Genomic DNA, 20627 nt, shown 5'->3' on the forward strand with positions numbered 1-20627 from the left:
TTTATAGGGCACAAGTAACGCCCGCATGATTGGGCGTTACTTGTTTGTGGTTTAAGCGCGGCTTTTAGCCAGTAGCTGATCCACTTTTCCTTTTGCTGTCTTACTTACCGTCTGCATAAACTTAAAGCTTGGCGCGACAATGCCCGATTGCTCAAGCTCTTCCACCATCAGCAACCACAGTTTTGCTGTTACCTGTGCATCGGCTAACGCGCGGTGGAATACACCGTCGTTTTCAATGTTCTTGTAACGAACCAACTCACCCAGCTTGTGTGATGGTGCATCTTGAATAAGACGTCGCGCTACCAATAAAGAACACGCGAACTCACCAGAGTAACCACAGTCGATTCGCTCTAATTCAGCATCAAGAAATCGCTTATCAAAAGACGCGTTGTGCGCGATAAGATTCTCACCCGCAATAAACTCACTAAACGAAGCCATCACTTCATCGCAGCTCGGCGCTGTGCGGAGCATGTTATTGGTAATGCCTGTGTAGCCCTCAATAAATGAGCTCACACGAAAGCCAGGATTCATCAGTTGTTGAAAACTATCGACAACCTCGCCATCAACGATCTTAACCGCACCGATTTCAATCGCGCGATCACCCATATTCGGAGACAGACCTGTGGTTTCAAAGTCGAGTACGACAACGGAGTTAGCTTGAGGCATGACGTTTTCCAACTGAACAATAAGACGCAGAGTATCGTTGAAAGTGTGGGAAAAGGGAAGGAGGGGGGGAGCGTTAGTTGCGTGAGAAATCTGGGTAAGTCGAGATAAACAATAAATGTCTCGTTTCGTGCCAGTGACGCTCAACCTCACAAATCATAGTGAGGTGGTTTGGTCTACTTTCCCTTATCTGTGTAGTGTCTAGTAAGTCTAAGGACTATAACCTTGTATTTTTATTTTTTGGACACTCTATGGTTTTAAACACCGTTAATTTTCATACGCATCAAGCGCTTGCAGCAGCAAAGGTTTTACGGCGGGGTAGATTTGATTTAAACGCAACTGGTAAAAATCATACGCTTCTTTCCAATACTCTTCTTTTTGCCAGTCAAGAGTGATTGCGGGGAGTGAGATTTTTAGCTTATCCGTCACAAATTCGGCCCCCTCAGGCAATAGTTGCATCAATGATTCTCGCCTATCACACAGGTACTCAAACAAGTATTGCCCAAGTGTGTCATTTCTGAATTTCACAAAGACACCCACCTTATTGGGTTTAGCGCGGTAAATTGTTATCCAACTATTGTGCGCCTTTGGTGGTAACTCGAACCATAAGTGCCCCTGAGTCGAAGGGGTTGGCAACCTAACACTAGAGTCTTCAAGCTCAAGGTAATCAAGCAATGCACTCCAATACTCATAGGATTGACAAGAACCCTTATTTGTGACTGATTCATTTTGATCGTTGGTGGATTCCAGCTTTTCAGTAATTTCACTACTTACCTGATTAATCGAAATGACTCGGCGCTCAGTAATTTCAGTTTTGTGCATAACTTGAGGATTCACGAGCAGTTGTTCGCCTGGCATGTGGAAGATCTGTATCTCAACCATGGCAAAGGAAAACTCCATTGATGCATAGGTATTAAGAAAGTCCTTTATCTCAAAAGCCCCCTCTCGAATACCATCGCCCACTACCAATAATAAGAAACGGCCTTTTGAGAGGTTTCTCTGGACCGTATCAATGAATGAGGCTTCTAATACTTCATGACCTTCCGCCTTAACCAATTCAAAAAGCGACAGACCACCGTTAACTGCACAAACCTTAGTATCAAGTTCGTCGTAGCTCCAATTCATCAAGTCTTTAGCATAATCAAGTATCTGCCCAATCACTTCTCTACGAGATTGAGGATTTCGATAGAGTTTGGTTTCCGCGATGACCAATCGGCCCGATGGCGTCACATAGATGCAGTCCACTCGGCCCGACTTAGTGGCAAGCTCCATACACACAGGTACTGCACCGGTATAGTCAGCATCAACCTCATAAAAGGGTAATAGGTCAGCGTTAGCAAAGATAAGTTGCTGTAACCACTTCTCATCGTAGATACCTGTTGTATGCAACTCGACTCGTTGAAGCCTCTGAACGCTGCTTTCGGGAGTTACGATGATTGGACCATTGCTCATGAAAGAACTCCGTTGCTAACTAAAAATGCTGAGGATAACAAACCGTAAGGTTAGCTGAAGTCATGACTTTACGGCGTTTACCAAGTCTCATTTTCCTACTTTGATTTGCTTACTTCATTAGTCAGCGAGCAGTGCAGTATGCCCATAAGGGCAAGCTATTGCTGTCGGATGGAAAGGTGTGTTGGCTAACTCACTTTTGTCCAAATATAAGTTTGTGGCTCAGGAGCTGCTGCATCGTAATGCCTCCTTGTTCAAACCATGAAATTCCTTCATGTTCAACGTGAAGTATTACCAATGTTATTCAAGTAACGAAGCAAGTATAAAAAACAGACTGCTCTGGTGTTAGGCACTGTGACAGCTGTTTTTGAACTGAATTTTCGAAGTAAACGCTGCACACACTGACGATTGGGAAAATCAAAAAACACAACCATCCCAAGAACAGAGTTAGGAATCAGTCAGCGTTTATCTAAGGAAATAGGATACCAACTCACCATGAATAACGATTTCAACTTTGCTATTAAGAGCATCCGTTTTGATGAGAACTACCAACCATCAGACAGCACGCGCATCACGACCAACTTTGCCAACCTAGCTTGTGGTGACAGCCGCCAGAATAACCTTCGCAATGCACTGCGCATGATAGACAATCGTTTTAATGCCTTGGCACATTGGGATAACCCAAATGGCGATCGTTACAGTGTCGAGTTGGAAATCATCTCGGTGGATATGGATATTCAAGGCAGTGGTGAAGCGTTCCCTTCTATCGAAGTGCTTAAAACCAACATTGTTGACCGCAAAACCAATGAACGTATCGAAGGCATTGTGGGTAACAACTTCTCTTCTTATGTGCGTGATTACGACTTTAGCGTTCTGCTGTTAGACCACAACAAAGACCAGCCTCAATTTAGCATTCCTGCTGATTTTGGTGAGTTGCACGGCAAGCTGTTTAAAGCGTTCGTGAAGTCGGAATCGTACCAACAACATTTCCAAAAGCCGCCAGTGATTTGCTTGAGCGTGTCGGACAACAAGGTTTACCGCCGTACTGATAACCAACATCCGGTGTTGGGTTTTGAATACCAGCCAAACGAATCGTCACTGACTGAGCAGTACTTCAAAAAGATGGGTCTACAAGTGCGCTACTTTATGCCGCCAAACAGTGTGGCTCCTTTGGCGTTTTACTTCTTCGGTGACTTGTTGAATGACTACTCTAACCTAGAGTTGATCAGCACCATCAGTACCATGGAGACGTTCCAAAAGATTTACCGCCCAGAGATTTACAACGCGAACGCGGTAGCCGGCCAGTGTTACCAACCGAACTTAAAGAATCTCGATCACTCGTTAACCCAAATCGTTTATGACCGCGAAGAGCGCAGCCAGCTTGCGAAAGAGCAAGGGAAGTTTGCTGAGGAGCATTTCATCAAACCTTATCAAGCGATCCTTGAACAATGGTCTGCAAATTACGCGTAATCAATAACGAGAATCTAAAAGGGAATGACGATGAAAACACTATTACCGACCTCAACGGCGGGCAGCTTACCTAAGCCTTCTTGGCTTGCTCAACCAGAGACGCTTTGGTCACCGTGGAAACTGCAAGGCGATGAACTGGTTGATGGCAAACGCGATGCGCTACGTGTCTCTTTACAAGAGCAAGAACTGGCAGGGGTCGATATTGTCAGTGACGGTGAACAAACTCGCCAACACTTTGTGACGACCTTTATCGAGCATTTAAACGGCGTAAACTTTGAGAACCGCAAAACCGTGACCATTCGTAATCGCTATGACGCGAGTGTACCGACGGTCGTTGGCCCAGTAAGCCGAACCAAACCTGTGTTTGTGGAAGATGCGAAGTTCTTGCGTCAGCAAACCAAACAACCGATCAAGTGGGCGCTTCCGGGGCCAATGACGATGATCGACACACTGTATGATGATCACTACGGGAGCCGAGAAAAGCTGGCTTGGGAATTCGCAAAGATCCTTAACCAAGAAGCCAAAGAGCTTGAAGCGGCAGGCGTCGACATTATCCAATTTGATGAGCCCGCATTTAACGTGTTCTTTGATGATGTGAATGAGTGGGGCATTGCCTGTTTAGAGCGCGCTATTGAAGGACTCAAGTGCGAAACCGCCGTGCATATCTGCTATGGCTACGGCATCAAAGCCAACACGGATTGGAAGAAAACATTGGGTACTGAGTGGCGACAATACGAAGAGGTGTTCCCGAAGTTGCAGAAATCCAATATCGATATCATCTCGCTTGAGTGCCATAACTCACGCGTACCTATCGAACTATTAGAACTTGTCCGCGGCAAGAAGGTGATGGTTGGCGCAATTGATGTGGCAACCAACGAGATTGAAACACCAGAAGAAGTTGCAGAAACTCTGCGCGAAGCTCTTAAGTACGTCGATGCCGACAAACTTTACCCATGCACTAACTGCGGCATGGCGCCTCTCTCTCGTGAAGTTTCAACTGCTAAGCTTAATGCACTCAGCGCAGGCGCAGAGATCATTCGTAAAGAGTTGGCGGGCTAGTATCGAAATTGATCTTCGATACAGAAACTTAAGACAGGGTCATTCCAGCGAGTCTAGACGAGACTAGGAATCTTCTCACCTCTCGCTGGGAAGTGGCGATAACCTCAGACCTTAATAGCACTTTGCGGGTAGATCCTGAATCACCTCGTCCCTCGTTGTTCAGGATGACGGACGTTGTTAGGTTCGTTGCTCGCGATATTCTTATATTGGGTATGTGTCCAAAGTTGGGTCATTCCAGCGAGTCTAGACGAGACTAGGAATCTGCTCACAACTCGCTGGGAAATGGCGATAACCTCAGACCTTCACAGCACTTTGCGGGTAGATCCTGAATCACCTCGTTCCTCGTTGTTCAGGATGACGGATGTTGGTAGATACGTTGCTCGCGATATTTTTATATTTGGTATGTATACAAAATTGGGTCATGCCAGCGAGTCTAGACGAGACTAGGAATCTGCTAACCACTCGCCGGGAAATAGCGATAGCCTCAGGACTTAACAGCACTCTGTGGGTAGATCCTGAATCACCTCGTCTCTCGTTGTTCAGGGTGACGGACTTTGGTAGATACGTTGCTCGCGATATTTTTATATTTGGTATGTATCCAAAGTTGGGTCGTTCTAGCGAGTCTAGACGAGACTAGGAATCTGCTAACCACTCGCTGGGAAGTGGCGATAACCTCAGGACTTCACAGCACTCGATGGGGAGATCCTGAATCACCTCGTCCCTCGTTGTTCAGGATGACGGGCGTCGGTAGATATGTTGCTCGCGATATTTTTATATTTGGTATGTATCCAAAATTGGGTCATTCCAGCGAGTCCAAGCGAGACTAGGAATCTACTAACCACTCGCTGGGAAACGGCGATAACCTCAGGACTTAACAGCATTCGGTGGGTAGATCCTGAATCACCTCGTCCCTCGTTGTTCAGGATGACGGACGCTAGTAGGTACGTTGCTCGCGATATTCTTATATGTGTAGTGTATCCAAAGTAGGGTCATTCCAGCGAGTCTAGACGAGACTAGGAATCTGCTCACCTCTCGCTGGGAAAATGGCGATAACCTCAGACCTTAACAGCACTCGGTGAGTAGATCCTGAATCACCTCGTTCCTCGTTGTTCAGGATGACGGGTGTCGGTAGATATGTTGCTCGCGATACTCTTATATGTGGAGTGTATCCAAAGTTGGGTCATTCCAGCGAGTCTAGACGAGACTAGGAATCTGCTAACCACTCGCTGGGAAGTGGCGATAATCTCAGAACTTCACAGCACACTGTAGGTAGATCCTGAATCACCTCGTCCCTCGCTGTTCAGGATGACGGATGTTGGGAGATGCGTTACTCACGTACCCAATTATTTGGTTTGTATCTAAAGTTAGGGTCATTCAAGCGAGACTAGGAATCTGCTAACTACTCGCTGGGAAATAGCGATAACCTGAGACCTTCACAGCACTTTGCGGGGAGATCCTGAATCACCTCGTCCCTCGTTGTTCAGGATGACAGACGTTGGTAGATACGTTGCTCACGTACTCAACTATTTGGTTTGTATCCAAAGTTGGGTCATTCCAGCGAGTCTAGACGAGACTAGGAATCTGCTCACCTCTCGCTGGGAAGTGGCGATAGCCTCAGGACTTAACAGCACTCTGTGGGTAGATCCTAAATCACTTCGTTCCTCGTCGTTCAGGGTGACCGGTTCTAAATAAAAATGCCGCTCCTAGCAAGGTGAGCGGCATACTTCGCTTCCCGTTTCCCGTTTCCCGTTTCCCGTTAATTCAATTCCACATTCTTCATTTCTGGATGCTTCAACAACATCACGCGAATCCAGTGGTGTACTACCCACATCACCATTGCGGTCAGCAGCACTGCCACGAATATCGAACTGAATCGGTACAAGATGGAGAAGAACGCGTCTTTCTGCTCAGGCACTAATGATGTGGTCAGTGGAACGGAGAGGGCAGACATCGCCGAGAACGCAATGGCGGCTTTGACTTGTCCTTTCGTTAGCCACAAACAGAATGGCCCCATAGCGATGGTAAACGCCAGCCAGAACAGCAACCCATGACCAAACCAGCTGCCTAAAATTAACTGTACCACCATACCCGCGATACAACCCAGCGCTGTACCGATGATGCGGATTTTCGCCATGGCCATTGAACCTGCCAGTGTCATTGGCGTTAGGATGATCAGTATTGAAGCCTGCGCCGAAAGCGAGTCGTACAAATCGCCCACTTGGAACACCAAAAATGCCGCCATTGCTACCACCCAACCCATAGCAACTTGGCTAATGTAGTCGATGTCGCTTTTTACTGGCGTGGTCATTTCTGTTTGTAAGATCTTCGATTCCGGCTCTGGGAATAACCAATAGGCAAGGGCACAAACAAAGATATTACTGAACGAAATCACCCAAAGGTTGACGTTGAACTCTTCGATATCCATGAAATCGTAACTCGCGAAGTTCAGAACGATCGAGCCAACCAGCAGTCCCATGTAACCAAACAAGTAGGTTTTAGGGTTCATCATCGCGATGCATTTAAACAGCATCATAATGCCCACTGCCGCGAACATCAGAGTAGGATGGAACTGCAAGTATTCGAGAATAAAGGTGGCTTGAACCGTGGTCCAAACCGCCGAGAACAGCACCATCAAGACGAGTGGCAGACTGAAGTGGTCCATGCGGCCGAGCACGAACAGTGGCAGCATGACGGCAAAGAAACCGTAAGACCAACCAAAGATCATGCTCAACGCCAAACCCATTGAGCAGCCAAACCAAATACGTAAGGTTTTCATCGCAGCCGCCTAGTAGATAAAGTGGAACCAGCTAGCAAGGTAGATTTGAACTTGTGCCATCAGTGACCAAAACGGACTGTTGTCTGGGTAAAGCACGATAGTGGCACGAGAACCAACGAACAGAGAGGAAGGCAAGGCTTCTTCGCTGGTCAGGTTCACGCGAGTTCGCTGCGCATCACGTACCCAACGGTTGTTCACTTCGACTTTGGTTAGTGCGCCGTTTGGAGTTTGTTGCGCGGCCGCAACACCGTAATCTCGGCTCGATAATTCGAAGTCGTACACAGAACCTGGATTTGCATCGAATGCCACCATGGCGTGGTAGTCTTTGCTTACTCCTGCCACAGACTTCTCTCGGAAATCCGCTGCGACCCACATTGAGCCTGTTGGTACAAACGTCAGCAATGGCATGTTGGTGTTTGCCATGGTGCCGACTTCCAATTGTAGGTTCGTCACCACACCATCACTTGGAGCAAGAACCGCGGTGTTGGTTAGGTCTAGTTGTGCCTTCTCAATGCCGTTTTGAGCAATGCGTACTGCGGTGCTTTGGCCTTTTTTGTCCCCAAGTTGTGCTTCAATCACTTTCAAGTTTTGTTGTTCTGCTTTCAGTGCCGCACGAGAAACTTGGTTTTGTGCGTAGGCACTGTCTAAATTGGATTGAGAAATCACTTTTTGCTTCGACAGTTTTTGTAGACGTGAGTATTCACTGTGCGCATTGTTGTAAGTTGCTTGAGCACGAGCAATGTTTGCCAACGCCGCTTCTCGTTGCGAATACAGTGTTGCTTCTTTCTCGTAGGCGGATTGCAGTGAAAGCTGCGCTTGTTCTAAAGCGATCTTGTATTTGCGGTCGTCGATTTTGAACAGCACATCGCCTTTGTGCACCGCTTGGTTGTTTTCGACCAGCACGTCGGTCACTTTGCCAGACACTTCTGGCGCGACTTGCACCACATAACCTTGTACGCGACCTTCGGTGGTGATTGGCGCGTGACGGTCAGCAATGATGATGTAGAAAAAGAGTACAATGAACAGGACAATAAGTGTTCGCATCCAGTGTTTGAATTTATGATCCGCTGTCATAAGAAATTCCTGAATTTATGGCGCTCGCAAGCAAATAAGATAACGAATTATAGAGAAGTCGATCACAATTCAGTAGAATGACAATAAGTGCATGAATGACCTAAAAGTAGGACAATGAACGTAAGTTTTGATGATCTTCACCTGTTTAGCCAAACCGTCGTGTACGGTGGCATTAGTGCAGCGGCAGAGGCGAACCAGTTGCAACGCTCTAAAGTGAGCCGACGTTTGCAAGAATTAGAGAAAGCGTTGGGCTGCCAATTGCTGATTCGTACTACGAGAACCATTGAGCTTACCGAGCACGGCAAGCGCCTGTTTGAGCTGGTGGGGCAACCCATAGAACATATTCAGCAAGGCTTGAAAGTGATGCACGAATACGAGCAAGAATTGACAGGCAAAGTCCGCGTCGCGATTCCTTCTGCTTTGATGAGCTCGGCTGCGTTCAACTGGATCATCAACGAATACACCACGCGTTATCCGGATATGTCGGTAGAGATTGAGAACCACCAAGAGAGTGTCGATCTTAAGCGTCAAGCGTTCGATCTTCAGCTTCTTCCTAGCGTAGCCAAAGTCTCGGACGACAGTTATGTTCAGTTCAGCTTATTGCCTTATCGCAGTCATTTTGTCGCTTCCCAAGCTTACCTCGATGCCCATTCGCCATTAAAAAGTATGGATGATTTAAAACACCATCGCTTACTCACCAACCGATACAACGCAGGGTTATTGGACCCAGAATTACACGTCGCGGTTAGGTCAGACGATTTAAACTTGCTGCGGTTAATGGCGATTGCAGGCAATGGCATCGCATTCATTCCTCAAGTGCACTCCAAGCCCGCTTTGGAAGACGGCCAACTGGTGGAGGTGTTGCCGGAGTTCACCCATCCTAAGCAACATCTGACGTTGATTTACCCATCCAATCTGTTTTTACCGAACAAGGTCAAAGCCTTGATTGAGCTGTTTCGGGAAAAATTCCAATAGCGTGAGCGGACAATAACTTTGCGAATTTGCTCATCTGAATAGTCGGCAGTTCTGGTACATTCTCTTTATTCAAACGCTTGAGTATATTCACCTTCATGCGGCTCATAGGAGATGAGAATGTTATCGAAAAATTCCACCGGTCTGATTGTTGTCGATGTGCAAGGTAAGTTGGCAACGCTCATGCACGAAAGCGAAGCACTGATTGAAAGCACCACCAAATTAGTCAAAGGAGCGAAAGCACTTAACTTGCCCATCCTATGGCTGGAACAAAACCCAGAACGCTTGGGGCCAACGGTTGAGCCGATCCGCGAAGTGTTAGCGAAGGACCATTTGCCGATCGCTAAACACACTTTCGATGGTTGCAAAGAACCGACATTCAAACTCGCGGTAGAAAACGCCAAAGTCGATACTTGGCTAGTTTGTGGTATTGAGGCGCACATTTGCGTGTATCAAACCGCGGTGTCACTGCGTCAAATGGGCTACCGAGTGGAACTGGTGACGGATTGTGTCTCTTCCCGAACGTCAGCAAACAAAGCGTTAGCGCTGGCAAAACTGACTGCGAATGGTGTTGGCCTAACAGGCGTTGAGATGTGTTTGTATGAAATGGTAGAAGATTGCCGAGCACCAGAGTTTAAAGAGATCTTAGGGCTCATTAAGTAGAGAATAACGGATTAGAACGCCAATCACGGTAGAGGTAAAGATGTAACTGAGAGCGTTTGTAACTATTTATTTTAAAGCTATTTTTCCGCCTATCTTTCTCCCCGCCTATTTCGTAGTTCGCTCCCTTTGAAATCGAGCTCGCTCCCTTGGCAATCGAGTGCCAAGGGACGCATAGCTTTTGACTGCTGAGCTTTCGTCTTTTGACGTGTTTGGCCCTAGCGGCTGTTATCCGCGCTGTCATTCTCCGGGAAAAGTGCCGCTTGCGTTTCTTCCAGCCCTTCAGGGGTGTATTGATAACCTTTGTCCATACTCATGTTTTTGTATTTCACCAGCATCTTTTCAATGATCAGAGATTGAATGCGAAGAGCATCTTTCCCAAGCTTTGCAGCAATAAATTCACTGAGCGCTTTCACCGTCACTTTGTGCTTTTGCGCGTTTGATTCGGTTCCGGTTTTGACTTCAATCACCATGTTCTGCTCTTGCTGAGCAATTTGGGTCAGATGTGCTGTGAATCGCTCGTTGTAAACCTGAGATGTTGGGCTTAAACGGAGCTTGTTGATTCTTGGATACTGACTCGCCAATTCATGCTTAAGTTTTTGGTGCAGCTTTAGGTCTTTTAGAGCAATCGACTTTTGCTGATTGATGCTGTTGAAGAACTTCATATCGTTAGAGACATCAATGTCTTCGGAAGAAGAGATAAACGCAGGGTCAAACAACACATTGCGGTTGAGCATGGTGAACTGCTCGATTGGTCGGCCTTTCACTGCGCCCTCGTTGAGCAACCCTTTCGGTGCTTTTGAGCCTTTTTCGTAGGTGTCTCCACTTGTCACACCAAGCGAGATGTACAAGGTGGTGTCGTCTTTTACTTCCGATGTGGCTTCTTCCGCCGCGGAGATAAGATCCATTTCAGACATCAACACATTGCAGTCCATCATGGTGACTTTTTTGAGTTGCTTGAGTTTGCAAAAATCGACGACGGCCTTTCTTGTTGCACCAAAACCAACGGTGCCGGACTCGAACGCCCATCCAACCAAACCTACGCCAGCCGCTTGAAGTAGTGTCCCTATTTGCTCGTGATATAAGTTCAGCTCGCTTTGGTGCACAAACAAGTACACGGGTCTATCGCTGCCTTCTGTGTACCAGTACAGCTCTTCCAGTTTTTCTTTGATCTTAAACTCTTTCGGCATACCGACGGAGGGAACGATTAAAGCAGTGCCCGTGGTGGATTGAGGCACGATTCTTACTTCAAAATGAGAAGCGCTTGGTGACGTTGATTGCTGGCTTTGTTGTCGAGTTTGCACCGGGCTTGGATCGTGGATTTGTCGGCGGTAGTAAACTCGTTCTAATTCGCGGTAGTTATTCAAAACCTGATCGACGCTGACAGGTTCATACTTGAGCGCACCTGTGTTGTCATTAACAACGTAGCGGTAGTTAAAGCGTATTAGCGCTTCAGCGGCCTGGTCTGCGACGGTGAGGTTGTTATCTTCAACGTGGTTTTGCCAATCTCGTTGAAATGCTTCCCACTTGTCGGCATTTTCTCTGGTCTGATCCTCTCGCGAGCGCTTAGTTGCTGAACCTCCTTGTAAGGAGTTGGAGGCATCATTCTTTCTTTTTTTCGCTTGGCTTGAGGAAGCCGCCGAAGTATTCGTTTCACCGTACATGCGTGTGTTCACTTATTTTGAATATGAGTGATGAGGAAGACTCTCCCTCAAGTGGGATCTTGATTTGCCTTGTCAATCAGCAAGCCATAAAAACTAGACCGAAGATAGGCTGGTTATGTGCGTCAACTGTATGTCGTCCTCGACGAAAGAAACGGCCACTCGTAATACGCGGCTTTCAATTTTTTGCACATTCAATACTGGCGTGTTTTGCGACAATCCCGAGTGATTAAATATATTGATCACTGAAGAGGGCTGCGTTAAATCCGAGTACTCACCCCATACATCGCGTTTTGCGTAGTTTCCCCAAACGTCTCCGAGCGGGTAGGCTTGGCCAACCGCAAAGGCCTCTTGAGGGCAGGTTTGCTCAGCATTGGTCGCTTTTTGTGGTTGCTGAGCCACACTGACATTCAACACATCACCAACTTTGAGTGCGATAGGATCGCTTTCGTAGCTTGGATTAAGCTTGAGCAATGCTTTTGCAGACAACCCATATTGAGGCGCAATATCCGTCCAGAGTTCCGGTGTCCCGTCGTCGTTGGTACTGACTTTATGGGGCTTCGCTTTGTTTGTTTCGCTGTTCGATTGTGTCGCTGTATTTTCTCTTGGTAACAAAGACTGCTTTACAATCGCTTTAAGGGCTGCGATATCAATGAGCGTTGCATTTTGCTTTAACCAAGCCGGGTTAATCTCTGCAAGCTCTTCATTGGTGAGCTTCTCTTGGCGGTAGAAAATATGCTGGGGTGCGGCCTTCTTACCCTCGATTGCGACCGGCACCAGTACGGTGTTGAATGTTTTGGAGCTGGCCAGTATTTCTGTAATGCTATGGACGTTGGAAGTGGTCATTTGCCAAGAAAACTTGTCGTTACCAAGAATGGCCATTTCATGCATTAACTTTCCATCATAGAAATAATAGTAAAAGCCTTGTGCTGCCCAACCCAGTAAACCTTTGGTCTCGACGACGGGAATAAATGGAATGAATTCAGCATTAGTATATTCGCTACCGAGCGGTTTTGGCGTGACAATGTATTTTTGTTGTAAGCCGACGTCTTGAAAAAGTTCGTGTAAAAGGGTTTTGTCTTCGGCTTCGAAACATTCTGCTGATAATACGGTACAGGGCGACGGTTGGTTTTTCTCTAATTTTCCCCAGCGTTTAATAAGCGGTTCTTTTAGCGTTTTCGCCAGAGAAAAAACACCCGGTCGAAGTGTGTTTAAATCGTCTTTTGGCGCATGGATTTTAATTCGACATTCAAATTTCGCCTCTGCCTGAGATTGATAGTCATGGACTAACGAGCTGTAGCTTGCTGGCGCACTGTTTTGTGGACGTGATTGGTTACTTGTGTACGAATGACGGCTAGTGGATGAGTGCTTATTTGACGTAGTTGGCGTGGATTCGATAAGCGGCGAGTAGCCAGCTCCCCTCACACGTGTTGATGTTGGACGCTTCATTAATATCGCCTCTTGGATTTAATTGGTGATAGCTTAGCGGCAAATAAAAGAACGCACTATAGACAAAACAACCAATTCTTTTTGCTTAGTTACTAAATCTATAGTCAGAACGAAAGTCACGCAGAATAAGGTATTTAATGATAATAATGTTTTTAAAGCGAGAGGATGGTGCAATAAATAATATTAATGCGAAGGGTAGGTAGATATATTGATGACTTATTTTAGGAAAGTGTGAAGCGCTAATTACTGATTATTGATGACAAAAGCTTAATAACCAGCAGTTAAGAACTGACAGTTGATAACCGATAGCCAACCATAACCATTAACCAGCGCCGTGCTCTATTGGAAGAGCCAATAAGCTTACTCAAACTCTCTTTGGTATCTCGGCAACATGGATTCATTGCCAAGTAATCCACCTTGATGGATGTAAATCAAGGTTTTATCTTCATTTTCTGCCAACCACGGCTGTAAGCATTGCCACATGTAAGGGTCATACAGTAGGTCGAACTCTAGGTTGGTTTGATCGTAGAGCGCGTTCCACGTTTCGTAATCGCTTTGATACAAACGTCCGAAATGATGCTTATCGCGGACAGAGAGAATGGTTGGGTGATTTTCTGTTTCTAGCGTGCCGAATTGTTCTGTGAGGTACTGGGCATCACCGACACAAGCACAGGTAACAACCTCGATTCCGTGTGGCTTCAAATGTTTACTTAAGTAAAGCGCAGTGGTTCCGGTTCCTGATGGCAAGGCCACAACAAACTGTTTTTTGCCTTCAAGGCGAGTCCAATCAAGAAGCTCGCGCGCTAATTGCTTTACTCCAGCTTCGGCAATTTTTGCTTTACCGCCTTCTGGAACCACCAAGGTCGTGTCGTCCAAACCACGAACCTGTTCGATGTATTCGGTTGGATGCAAAGTAGATTCGATGTCCTGCATCGCTGTGATACTCATACCCAAATCAAGCGCACCACGATAGTTGCCGATAGGGGAGTCTTTAAGCCAAGACGGAATATGTTGAACGTAGAACTCGAAGTTCCAGCCTTTGATTTGCGCCAGAGCGGCAAGCGAGTACATCGCGTTGGATTGAGCAGAGCCGTAACTGATGAGGGTCTTGATGTCGCTGTTCTGCGTTTCCATCAACGCCATAAACTTACGTGCTTTGTTCCCAGAAAAGTGAGAATGCAGCATGTCATCACGCTTAAGGAAAAAGGTATGACCGTTGAAGTTGTGTTGAGTTATCGGGCTTTCAGAGAGTTTCATGCTACTGCTGACGTGTCCAACCACGCGACCTTGCCGTTAAAAAGGGCGCGTAGTGTAACGCCATTAAACCCAGATAAAAAGTCTGGGTTTCAGTACATCCATTTCGGTTATTCCTGATGTTTTAGCTGTTTTGATTTCAGGGGATTCAATTCCACGGCTCGCCTTTCTGCTTCAAGCCACGTAGACTACGCCGCTTATTTCAACTCAATCAGAAGGCTTGGTTTTGCAAACTCTAGAACAATTAAAAACAGGACAATTAGTAGGAACGAAACAACTGAAGTTGGCGGAAGGGCTAACTGAGTTTCCTATGGAAATTTTAGAGCTTGCAGAAACGCTTGAAGTGTTAGATTTATCTGGTAACACACTGTCAGATTTGCCACCAGAACTGGAACAGTTGACCAAGCTAAAAATCATCTTTGCTTCCAACAACCAGTTCACCCATCTGCCAGAGGTCTTGGGTAAATTGCCAAACCTTGAGATGGTTGGGTTTAAAACCAACAAGATTAAAGTGGTGAGTGAAGCCTCACTACCAACTCAGTTACGTTGGTTGATTTTGACCGACAATGAGATTGAAGTTCTGCCAAACAGTCTGGGTGAAAGACCACGCCTAAGAAAGCTTGCATTGGCGGGCAATCGCATCAAGCAACTGCCAAACAGCATGGAAAACTTGGTCAATTTAGAATTGATTCGCCTCTCTGCGAACCAATTAGAGCACTTCCCGGATGTGCTGATGAAGCTACCTAAATTGGCATGGTTTGCGTTCGCAGGTAACCCATTCTGCAAACACCCATCTTCGTTAGACAGCGTGCCGAAAGTGACCACAAACAGTTACTCACTTAACCATGTACTTGGCCAAGGTGCGAGTGGTGTTATTTCTCATGCTAACTGGATTGACACTCAATACGACTTCCCGAACGAAGTGGCGGTGAAAGTGTTCAAGGGCGAAGTGACCAGCGACGGCTACCCACATGATGAACTTGAAGCATGTTTGCAAGCCGGGCATCACAACAACTTGGTGAAATCCATCGCGCAAGTGGATGACGGCAATGAGCTTGCTTTGGTGATGGAGCTTATCCCAAACAGCTACTACAACTTAGGTTTGCCGCCAACATTGGAAACTTGCACCCGAGATACATTCCCTCAAGGGGTTACGCTGACGGTCGAGCAAGTTAATTCCATTGTGGAGCAAATGGTGGACGTGTTTAATCACCTGCACGACAACAAGGTATGCCATGGTGATTTGTATGCGCACAATACTTTGGTGAATGACCAAGGTGAGATGATCTTCGGCGACTTTGGCGCCGCAAGCATCTACGGTTACTTATCAGACGAGCAGCAAGCGGCAATCCGAACCATTGAATCCAGAGCGTTGAAGTACTTTATCGAAGATATGTTTTCTGTGTGTGAAGCGTCGGAATTGGCATCGCAAGCATTCAATCGACTAGCTGCGCTTGCAGCATAAGATTTCATTCAATCGAAATTAGAAAGAGGTATCGAATTGCTTGTTTTGAGACTGAGCAAAGTAGATACCTCTCAATTGAATTAAGTGCTGAGGAAGTTACTCTGAGCAAGCCTCTTGATGCTCTAACGCAAGATCAATTACTGCCTCACAACCACCTTCTGGATGTGTACCAATCTTAAATTGCCAGCCATAGCGTTGGCACAAATCGTCCACAATCATCAAACCTAACCCGTGCCCATCAGAATGTGGAATGGTTGAAAAACCTTCGCCTTCATCGCGCACCGAGATGGTGTTTTCATCCATATTGATATGAATTGCTCCCGATGGTGTCGCGGCGATGCCGTTGCGAATCAGGTTGCCAAGAATAATGGTCAACACAGCATTGGTCGCGCGCGTTCTTGGGTTGCCGTCGATCTGCACATCAAAGCTGAGTGCTTTCTCATCCGCCTGAGCTTGGCTTTGGAAGATGATTTGGTTGAGTTCTTCTTCGGTGATGCTGCGTACTGGTGAATCATCTGCATTACGCTCGTAACGCACTAAGCCGAGTAGGGCATCCACCATGGTCGACATCTGCTTCGTTGCATCCTGAATTCGGTTCACTTGGCGGGTTTGGAAATCCGTGTTCGCACTTCTCGCCAGTAAGCTACTTGAGCCTTTCATCACGGTTAACGGCGTACGCAGTTCATGGCTTGCGTATCGTGCAAAGGCTTGCTCGCGCTTGATGACTTGGCTGATTTTGAGGCGATACTCATTCAACTCATCCGCAAGAGTTTGGAACTCTTTGGCCGAGCCTTCTGGCACACTAAACGTCTGCGTGGCATCGCCTTGGTGATGATCGAGTTGAGTTTTAAGCGCATTGACGGGTTCAATTAAGCGTTGTGATAAGCGCAGTAGCAGGCTACCAAACAGGAACACTAGCACGGCGACAATGGACAGCACCATAGCGACGACGAGAATGAATTCCTCTGAGGTGATCTCTATTTCATCAATCAAGGAAACCAGAATCACCGGGTGCTCAACGCCTTTGTAGGTGTAAGTGCTCATGTAAACCATGCGCGAGTATTCACCGTCTTCTACTTCATCAAGAAAGTGCTTTTGACCAATCAAGTATTTTTGATAGCGCTCGGCAACCAATGAGATGTCGTTGTAAGCGGTGGTGAGCAGATCAAGCTGAATACTGCCTTGCTCTGGGTGGGACTGGAAATGTTCAATCGCTTCTTTTTTGTCGACCATAATACGACGCTCACCCACGCGGTCTTCAGACCAAAGCAGGGAGCCAGTAATCAACAAAAAGCAGAAGATGCCAATCACGACAGACACAAAAGAGAAAAACAGAGCGAGTCGCCCTGTCATACTTTGTGTGCTTTGCGTGCTAGCAAGTAAGCGATTGATCATGCGCCTGTCTCCAAGCGGAAGCCAACTTTCGGCACGGTGATCAGCACATGTTGTTCAAATGGCTTATCAAGTTGGTTACGCAGTTGGTAAATGTGGCTGCGCAGAACGTCGTTGTTTGGCTCGTTCTCTTGCCAAAGTTGGAAGGCGATTTCTTCGCGTGTTACTACGTCTGGCGCGCTTTTCACAAGCATTTCCAGAATGGTGTAAGTGGTTGGGTTTAGCGCCAGCAGTTTATCTTGGCGGTAAGCTTTATGCGTTTTTTGGTCGATAGACACTTCACCGTATTCCAATTTACTCGAAGCCACGGTGCCACGGTAACGGCGGATCAGCGCCATCATGCGCGCTTCTAGAATATCCAAGTCGAAAGGCTTGGTTAGATAGTCATCCGCACCGTGTTGGAAGCCTTTGAGCATATCGTCGCGGCTATCGAGTGCCGTCAGCATAAGCACTGGTGTGTTGTTGCCCGCATCGCGAAGTTTATTACACATGGTTAGGCCATCCATGCGTGGTAGCATGAGGTCGAGCAAGATGATGTCGAAGGTGTTTTCCATCGCTAACTTCAAGCCCAGCTCGCCATTGTCCGCGTAATCGAGTTCCATACCTGCACACTCAAAATAATCGAACAGCATGCCTGCAATTTCTCGATTATCTTCGACCAAAAGTACGCGTTTCATGTATTTCTCTCCAAGTGGGCGGGTTTTCGAAAATAAGACTTCGTCTTAACCGAGCATTATTCACTAAGAACGTGAAAAAGATGTCAACAACATCTCTTTCACATTGATGTTTGTAGACTGGATTCATTCATCGAGTTTAGTGGAAGAGTAGCATGTCAACTTTCAACATTCACGCTGCAACCTTTTCAAAGGTGAGCCAACACACTGAGCCTAAAACAGTTTTGTCTGTTGTGGTGCCATTCTTTAACGAGCAAGAAGTCTTGCCTGAATTTCATCGTCGTTTAGCCGCCGTTTTGGATGAAATGCCAGAACGCTGTGAAATCGTTTATGTGGACGACGGCAGCAAAGATGACAGCCTAATGATCGCGCAAAACTTTTCTCAATCTTCTAGCGACGTTCGTTGTATTGCATTAAGTCGTAACTTCGGCAAAGAGTCAGCCATGAGTGCGGGCCTGGAACACTGCCAAGGTGAAGCGGTGATCGTGATTGATGCCGACTTGCAAGACCCGCCGGAGTTGATCCCGAAAATGGTATCAAAATGGCGTGAAGGGTATGACGTGGTGAACATGCAGCGTAGTGAACGCCACGGTGAAACCTGGTTCAAGCGCTTCTCAGCCGCCTGCTTTTACAAAGTGCTTAACAGCATGGCGAAATTGGATGTGCCTGAGAACGTGGGCGATTTCCGTTTGTTGAGCGCAAAAGTGGTCAAACACATCAATGCGCTACCAGAGCGTAACCGATACATGAAAGGCATTTTCTCTTGGCCGGGTTTTAAGCAAGTGACGGTTCAGTTTGAGCGTGACGCTCGTTTCTGTGGTGAAACCAAATGGAATTACCTCAAGCTGATTGGCCTTGCAATGGACGGCATTACCTCGTTCTCGATTCGTCCTTTGCGTTTAGCGACGTTAGCGGGGGCGTTAGTGGCGTTCAGTGCCTTTCTTTATGGCGCATTCATCGTGATGAAAACCGTAGTATTTGGGGAACCTGTGACGGGTTACCCATCCATGATGGTGGTTTAACTCGCATTGGGAGGCGTTCAACTGCTGTCGATTGGCCTTTTGGGCGAATACATCGGGCGTATTTTTGTCGAGACCAAGCAGCGTCCTCTTTATCTTATCCAGTCTGTTTACGAGCAGCCTGCGAAACATCAATCCATCCAAACCATAAAGTTTAAACTAGGAGAAACCGCGTAATCATGAGTATTAATAAAACCCATCTGTGGTTGTTGTTGGCGTTTGCGCTTTTACTCCGTCTTATTTCACTTGCGACTTACCCTTTGATGGATACCACAGAAGCCCGCTACGGCGAAATGGCACGCTTGATGGTGGAAACGGGTAATTGGCTCACCCCTCAGTTTGATTACGGTGTCCCTTTTTGGGGTAAGCCGCCGCTGTTCACTTGGATGAGTGCTTATGGCATAGAACTGTTTGGATTGAATGAATTCGCGGTGCGTGCACCACACTGGTTGGCTGGTGTTGCGACGATCTTCTTTATTGCCTTTATGGCTTATCGAGCGGGTACTAGCGCGTTGATCGCAGCGCTAGTACTGGCGACGTGTGGCATCTTTTCCATTGCGGCGGGCGCGGTGATGACCGACATGGCACTGACGTTGGCAATGACGATGGCGATGGTCGGTTTTTACTATTGCTGGCTCGGCAAAGACAAATACAGCCGTTTGTGGGGTTACCTCGGTTTCTTTGGCTTGGCTTGCGGGCTGTTAGCAAAAGGTCCGGTGGCGATCGTGATCATGGGCATCGCAGTGTTTCCTTGGCTTGTGATTCAGCATGGTTTCTTCGGTGCCTTCAAAGCGCTGTGGCAGCGTTTTCCAATTGTATCGGGTTTGGCGCTCATGCTGGCGATTGCTCTACCTTGGTACATCATGGCTGAAATGGCGACACCTGGATTTATTGATTACTTTATTGTTGGCGAGCACTTTAAGCGTTTTGTTGTCAGCGGTTGGGAAGGGGATCTGTATGGCTCTGCTCATGATCAACCACGTGGGATGATCTGGGTATTCTGGCTGCAATCGGCTGCGCCTTGGTCAATTGTATTGCCTATCTTGGCGTGGAAACGTCGTAAGGTGCTCAAAGCCATTGAAACTGATCATCAAGGTTTGTTTAGCTTCCTGATGTGTTGGCTGATTTCCCCAATGATCTTGTTCACCATGGCTGGGAATATTCTGCCTGCTTACGTACTACCGGGTGTGCCTGCATTGGGTATTTTGATTGCAATTCTGGTGGATAAACACGATTTCAAATGGTTGACCGGAACGGCAGCGGTGTTGCCAGCTCTGCTTATGATTGCGATGTTGGTTTTAAATATGGGCAAAGCAGATAGCCGCAGCGACCGCATAATCTTCGAGCAAATTGATGACAGTGCACCTGTATTCTACATTGGCAAACGACCGTTCTCTGGCCAGTTTTACAGCCATGGCCAGGCGAAAAAGCTTGAAGATAAGAATGACTTAAACAATCTGAAGAAATTCCACCTGATTGGTAAATCGCAGCAAGTGGATAGCATGATTCATGAAAATGCGTTGAGTTGTACCAACGAGTTCACAGCAAAATCGAAACGCTCACTCTACACCTGTGTGGTTGGATAACGGA

At 46.9% G+C, this 20627-nt stretch carries 15 protein-coding genes and 1 pseudogene; 7 read left to right on the plus strand and 9 right to left on the minus strand.

Annotated elements, in window-relative coordinates; translation table 11 throughout:
- Positions 1-51 precede the first annotated feature (51 nt).
- Together QTO06_RS00935 and QTO06_RS00940 are read right to left on the minus strand one after the other, a co-directional pair.
- A complete protein-coding gene (locus tag QTO06_RS00935) occupies positions 52-666 on the minus strand; it encodes a 3'-5' exonuclease (protein ID WP_045372684.1) in 615 nt (204 codons plus the stop codon).
- Between the two features lie 264 nt (positions 667-930).
- Positions 931-2115 carry a hypothetical protein gene (locus tag QTO06_RS00940; protein WP_331406547.1) on the minus strand — a complete coding sequence of 395 codons (1185 nt, stop codon included), beginning with the start codon at positions 2113-2115 and terminating at the stop codon, positions 931-933.
- A gap of 492 nt (positions 2116-2607) precedes the next feature.
- Here QTO06_RS00940 and QTO06_RS00945 point away from each other — a divergent pair, with 492 nt between their 5' ends.
- Positions 2608-3582 (plus strand): DUF1852 domain-containing protein, encoded by a 975-nt coding sequence (locus QTO06_RS00945; RefSeq protein ID WP_331406548.1) that lies wholly within the window; start codon positions 2608-2610, stop codon positions 3580-3582.
- A 30-nt stretch (positions 3583-3612) separates the two neighbouring features.
- Positions 3613-4641 carry a methionine synthase gene (locus QTO06_RS00950; protein ID WP_331406550.1) on the plus strand — a complete coding sequence of 343 codons (1029 nt, stop codon included), beginning with the start codon at positions 3613-3615 and terminating at the stop codon, positions 4639-4641.
- A 1756-nt stretch (positions 4642-6397) separates the two neighbouring features.
- On the opposite strand, the gene QTO06_RS00955 is transcribed toward QTO06_RS00950, so the two are convergent.
- The gene (locus tag QTO06_RS00955) at positions 6398-7417 is read right to left on the minus strand and encodes a DUF2955 domain-containing protein (RefSeq protein WP_331406551.1); all 1020 of its coding nucleotides are present in this window, start codon (positions 7415-7417) and stop codon (positions 6398-6400) included.
- Between the two features lie 9 nt (positions 7418-7426).
- A complete protein-coding gene (locus QTO06_RS00960; protein ID WP_331406552.1) occupies positions 7427-8491 on the minus strand; it encodes an HlyD family secretion protein in 1065 nt (354 codons plus the stop codon).
- Between the two features lie 114 nt (positions 8492-8605).
- Here QTO06_RS00960 and QTO06_RS00965 point away from each other — a divergent pair, with 114 nt between their 5' ends.
- Positions 8606-9466: a LysR family transcriptional regulator gene (locus tag QTO06_RS00965; protein WP_331406553.1), complete on the plus strand. Its 861-nt coding sequence runs from the start codon at positions 8606-8608 to the stop codon at positions 9464-9466.
- Between the two features lie 117 nt (positions 9467-9583).
- The gene (locus QTO06_RS00970; protein WP_331406554.1) at positions 9584-10126 is read left to right on the plus strand and encodes a hydrolase; all 543 of its coding nucleotides are present in this window, start codon (positions 9584-9586) and stop codon (positions 10124-10126) included.
- Between the two features lie 215 nt (positions 10127-10341).
- Here QTO06_RS00970 and QTO06_RS00975 read toward each other — a convergent pair whose 3' ends face one another.
- From QTO06_RS00975 to QTO06_RS00985, 3 genes are all read right to left on the minus strand, one after another.
- A complete protein-coding gene (locus tag QTO06_RS00975) occupies positions 10342-11787 on the minus strand; it encodes a hypothetical protein (protein ID WP_331406556.1) in 1446 nt (481 codons plus the stop codon).
- 93 nt (positions 11788-11880) lie between these two features.
- Positions 11881-13233 (minus strand): LysM peptidoglycan-binding domain-containing protein, encoded by a 1353-nt coding sequence (locus tag QTO06_RS00980; RefSeq protein ID WP_331406557.1) that lies wholly within the window; start codon positions 13231-13233, stop codon positions 11881-11883.
- A gap of 360 nt (positions 13234-13593) precedes the next feature.
- A complete protein-coding gene (locus QTO06_RS00985) occupies positions 13594-14490 on the minus strand; it encodes a 1-aminocyclopropane-1-carboxylate deaminase/D-cysteine desulfhydrase (protein ID WP_331406558.1) in 897 nt (298 codons plus the stop codon).
- A 223-nt stretch (positions 14491-14713) separates the two neighbouring features.
- On the opposite strand from QTO06_RS00985, the gene QTO06_RS00990 reads away from it, so the two are divergent.
- Entirely contained in the window at positions 14714-15952 is a 1239-nt protein-coding gene (locus QTO06_RS00990) for a leucine-rich repeat-containing protein kinase family protein (protein ID WP_331406559.1), read from the plus strand.
- Positions 15953-16048: 96 nt separating this feature from the next.
- On the opposite strand, the gene QTO06_RS00995 is transcribed toward QTO06_RS00990, so the two are convergent.
- Together QTO06_RS00995 and QTO06_RS01000 are read right to left on the minus strand one after the other, a co-directional pair.
- Positions 16049-17347 carry a sensor histidine kinase gene (locus tag QTO06_RS00995; RefSeq protein WP_331406560.1) on the minus strand — a complete coding sequence of 433 codons (1299 nt, stop codon included), beginning with the start codon at positions 17345-17347 and terminating at the stop codon, positions 16049-16051.
- Entirely contained in the window at positions 17344-18021 is a 678-nt protein-coding gene (locus QTO06_RS01000) for a response regulator transcription factor (protein ID WP_331406561.1), read from the minus strand. The genes QTO06_RS00995 and QTO06_RS01000 overlap by 4 nt, the downstream gene beginning before the upstream one ends.
- Before the next feature lie 152 nt (positions 18022-18173).
- Between QTO06_RS01000 and QTO06_RS01005 the strand changes: the two are divergent.
- Both QTO06_RS01005 and QTO06_RS01010 read left to right on the plus strand, forming a co-directional pair.
- A pseudogene (locus QTO06_RS01005) lies at positions 18174-19214 on the plus strand (glycosyltransferase family 2 protein).
- Between the two features lie 2 nt (positions 19215-19216).
- Positions 19217-20623, plus strand: a complete 1407-nt coding sequence (locus tag QTO06_RS01010; protein ID WP_331406562.1) for an ArnT family glycosyltransferase — start codon at positions 19217-19219, stop codon at positions 20621-20623.
- Positions 20624-20627: the final 4 nt, after the last annotated feature.

This window comes from Vibrio sp. M260121, from assembly GCF_036533715.1.
Taxonomy (GTDB): domain Bacteria; phylum Pseudomonadota; class Gammaproteobacteria; order Enterobacterales; family Vibrionaceae; genus Vibrio.

Excerpts from the sequence above, each read along its gene's own strand:
- QTO06_RS00950 (WP_331406550.1), top strand. The coding sequence starts at position 3,613 with ATGAAAACACTATTACCGACCTCAACGGCGGGCAGCTTACCTAAGCCT.
- QTO06_RS00980 (WP_331406557.1), bottom strand. The coding sequence starts at position 13,233 with ATGAAGCGTCCAACATCAACACGTGTGAGGGGAGCTGGCTACTCGCCG.
- QTO06_RS00940 (WP_331406547.1), bottom strand. The coding sequence starts at position 2,115 with ATGAGCAATGGTCCAATCATCGTAACTCCCGAAAGCAGCGTTCAGAGG.
- QTO06_RS00960 (WP_331406552.1), bottom strand. The coding sequence starts at position 8,491 with ATGACAGCGGATCATAAATTCAAACACTGGATGCGAACACTTATTGTC.
- QTO06_RS00935 (WP_045372684.1), bottom strand. The coding sequence starts at position 666 with ATGCCTCAAGCTAACTCCGTTGTCGTACTCGACTTTGAAACCACAGGT.
- QTO06_RS00970 (WP_331406554.1), top strand. The coding sequence starts at position 9,584 with ATGTTATCGAAAAATTCCACCGGTCTGATTGTTGTCGATGTGCAAGGT.
- QTO06_RS01000 (WP_331406561.1), bottom strand. The coding sequence starts at position 18,021 with ATGAAACGCGTACTTTTGGTCGAAGATAATCGAGAAATTGCAGGCATG.
- QTO06_RS00965 (WP_331406553.1), top strand. The coding sequence starts at position 8,606 with ATGAACGTAAGTTTTGATGATCTTCACCTGTTTAGCCAAACCGTCGTG.
- QTO06_RS00955 (WP_331406551.1), bottom strand. The coding sequence starts at position 7,417 with ATGAAAACCTTACGTATTTGGTTTGGCTGCTCAATGGGTTTGGCGTTG.
- QTO06_RS00985 (WP_331406558.1), bottom strand. The coding sequence starts at position 14,490 with ATGAAACTCTCTGAAAGCCCGATAACTCAACACAACTTCAACGGTCAT.
- QTO06_RS00995 (WP_331406560.1), bottom strand. The coding sequence starts at position 17,347 with ATGATCAATCGCTTACTTGCTAGCACGCAAAGCACACAAAGTATGACA.
- QTO06_RS00975 (WP_331406556.1), bottom strand. The coding sequence starts at position 11,787 with ATGTACGGTGAAACGAATACTTCGGCGGCTTCCTCAAGCCAAGCGAAA.
- QTO06_RS01010 (WP_331406562.1), top strand. The coding sequence starts at position 19,217 with ATGAGTATTAATAAAACCCATCTGTGGTTGTTGTTGGCGTTTGCGCTT.
- QTO06_RS00945 (WP_331406548.1), top strand. The coding sequence starts at position 2,608 with ATGAATAACGATTTCAACTTTGCTATTAAGAGCATCCGTTTTGATGAG.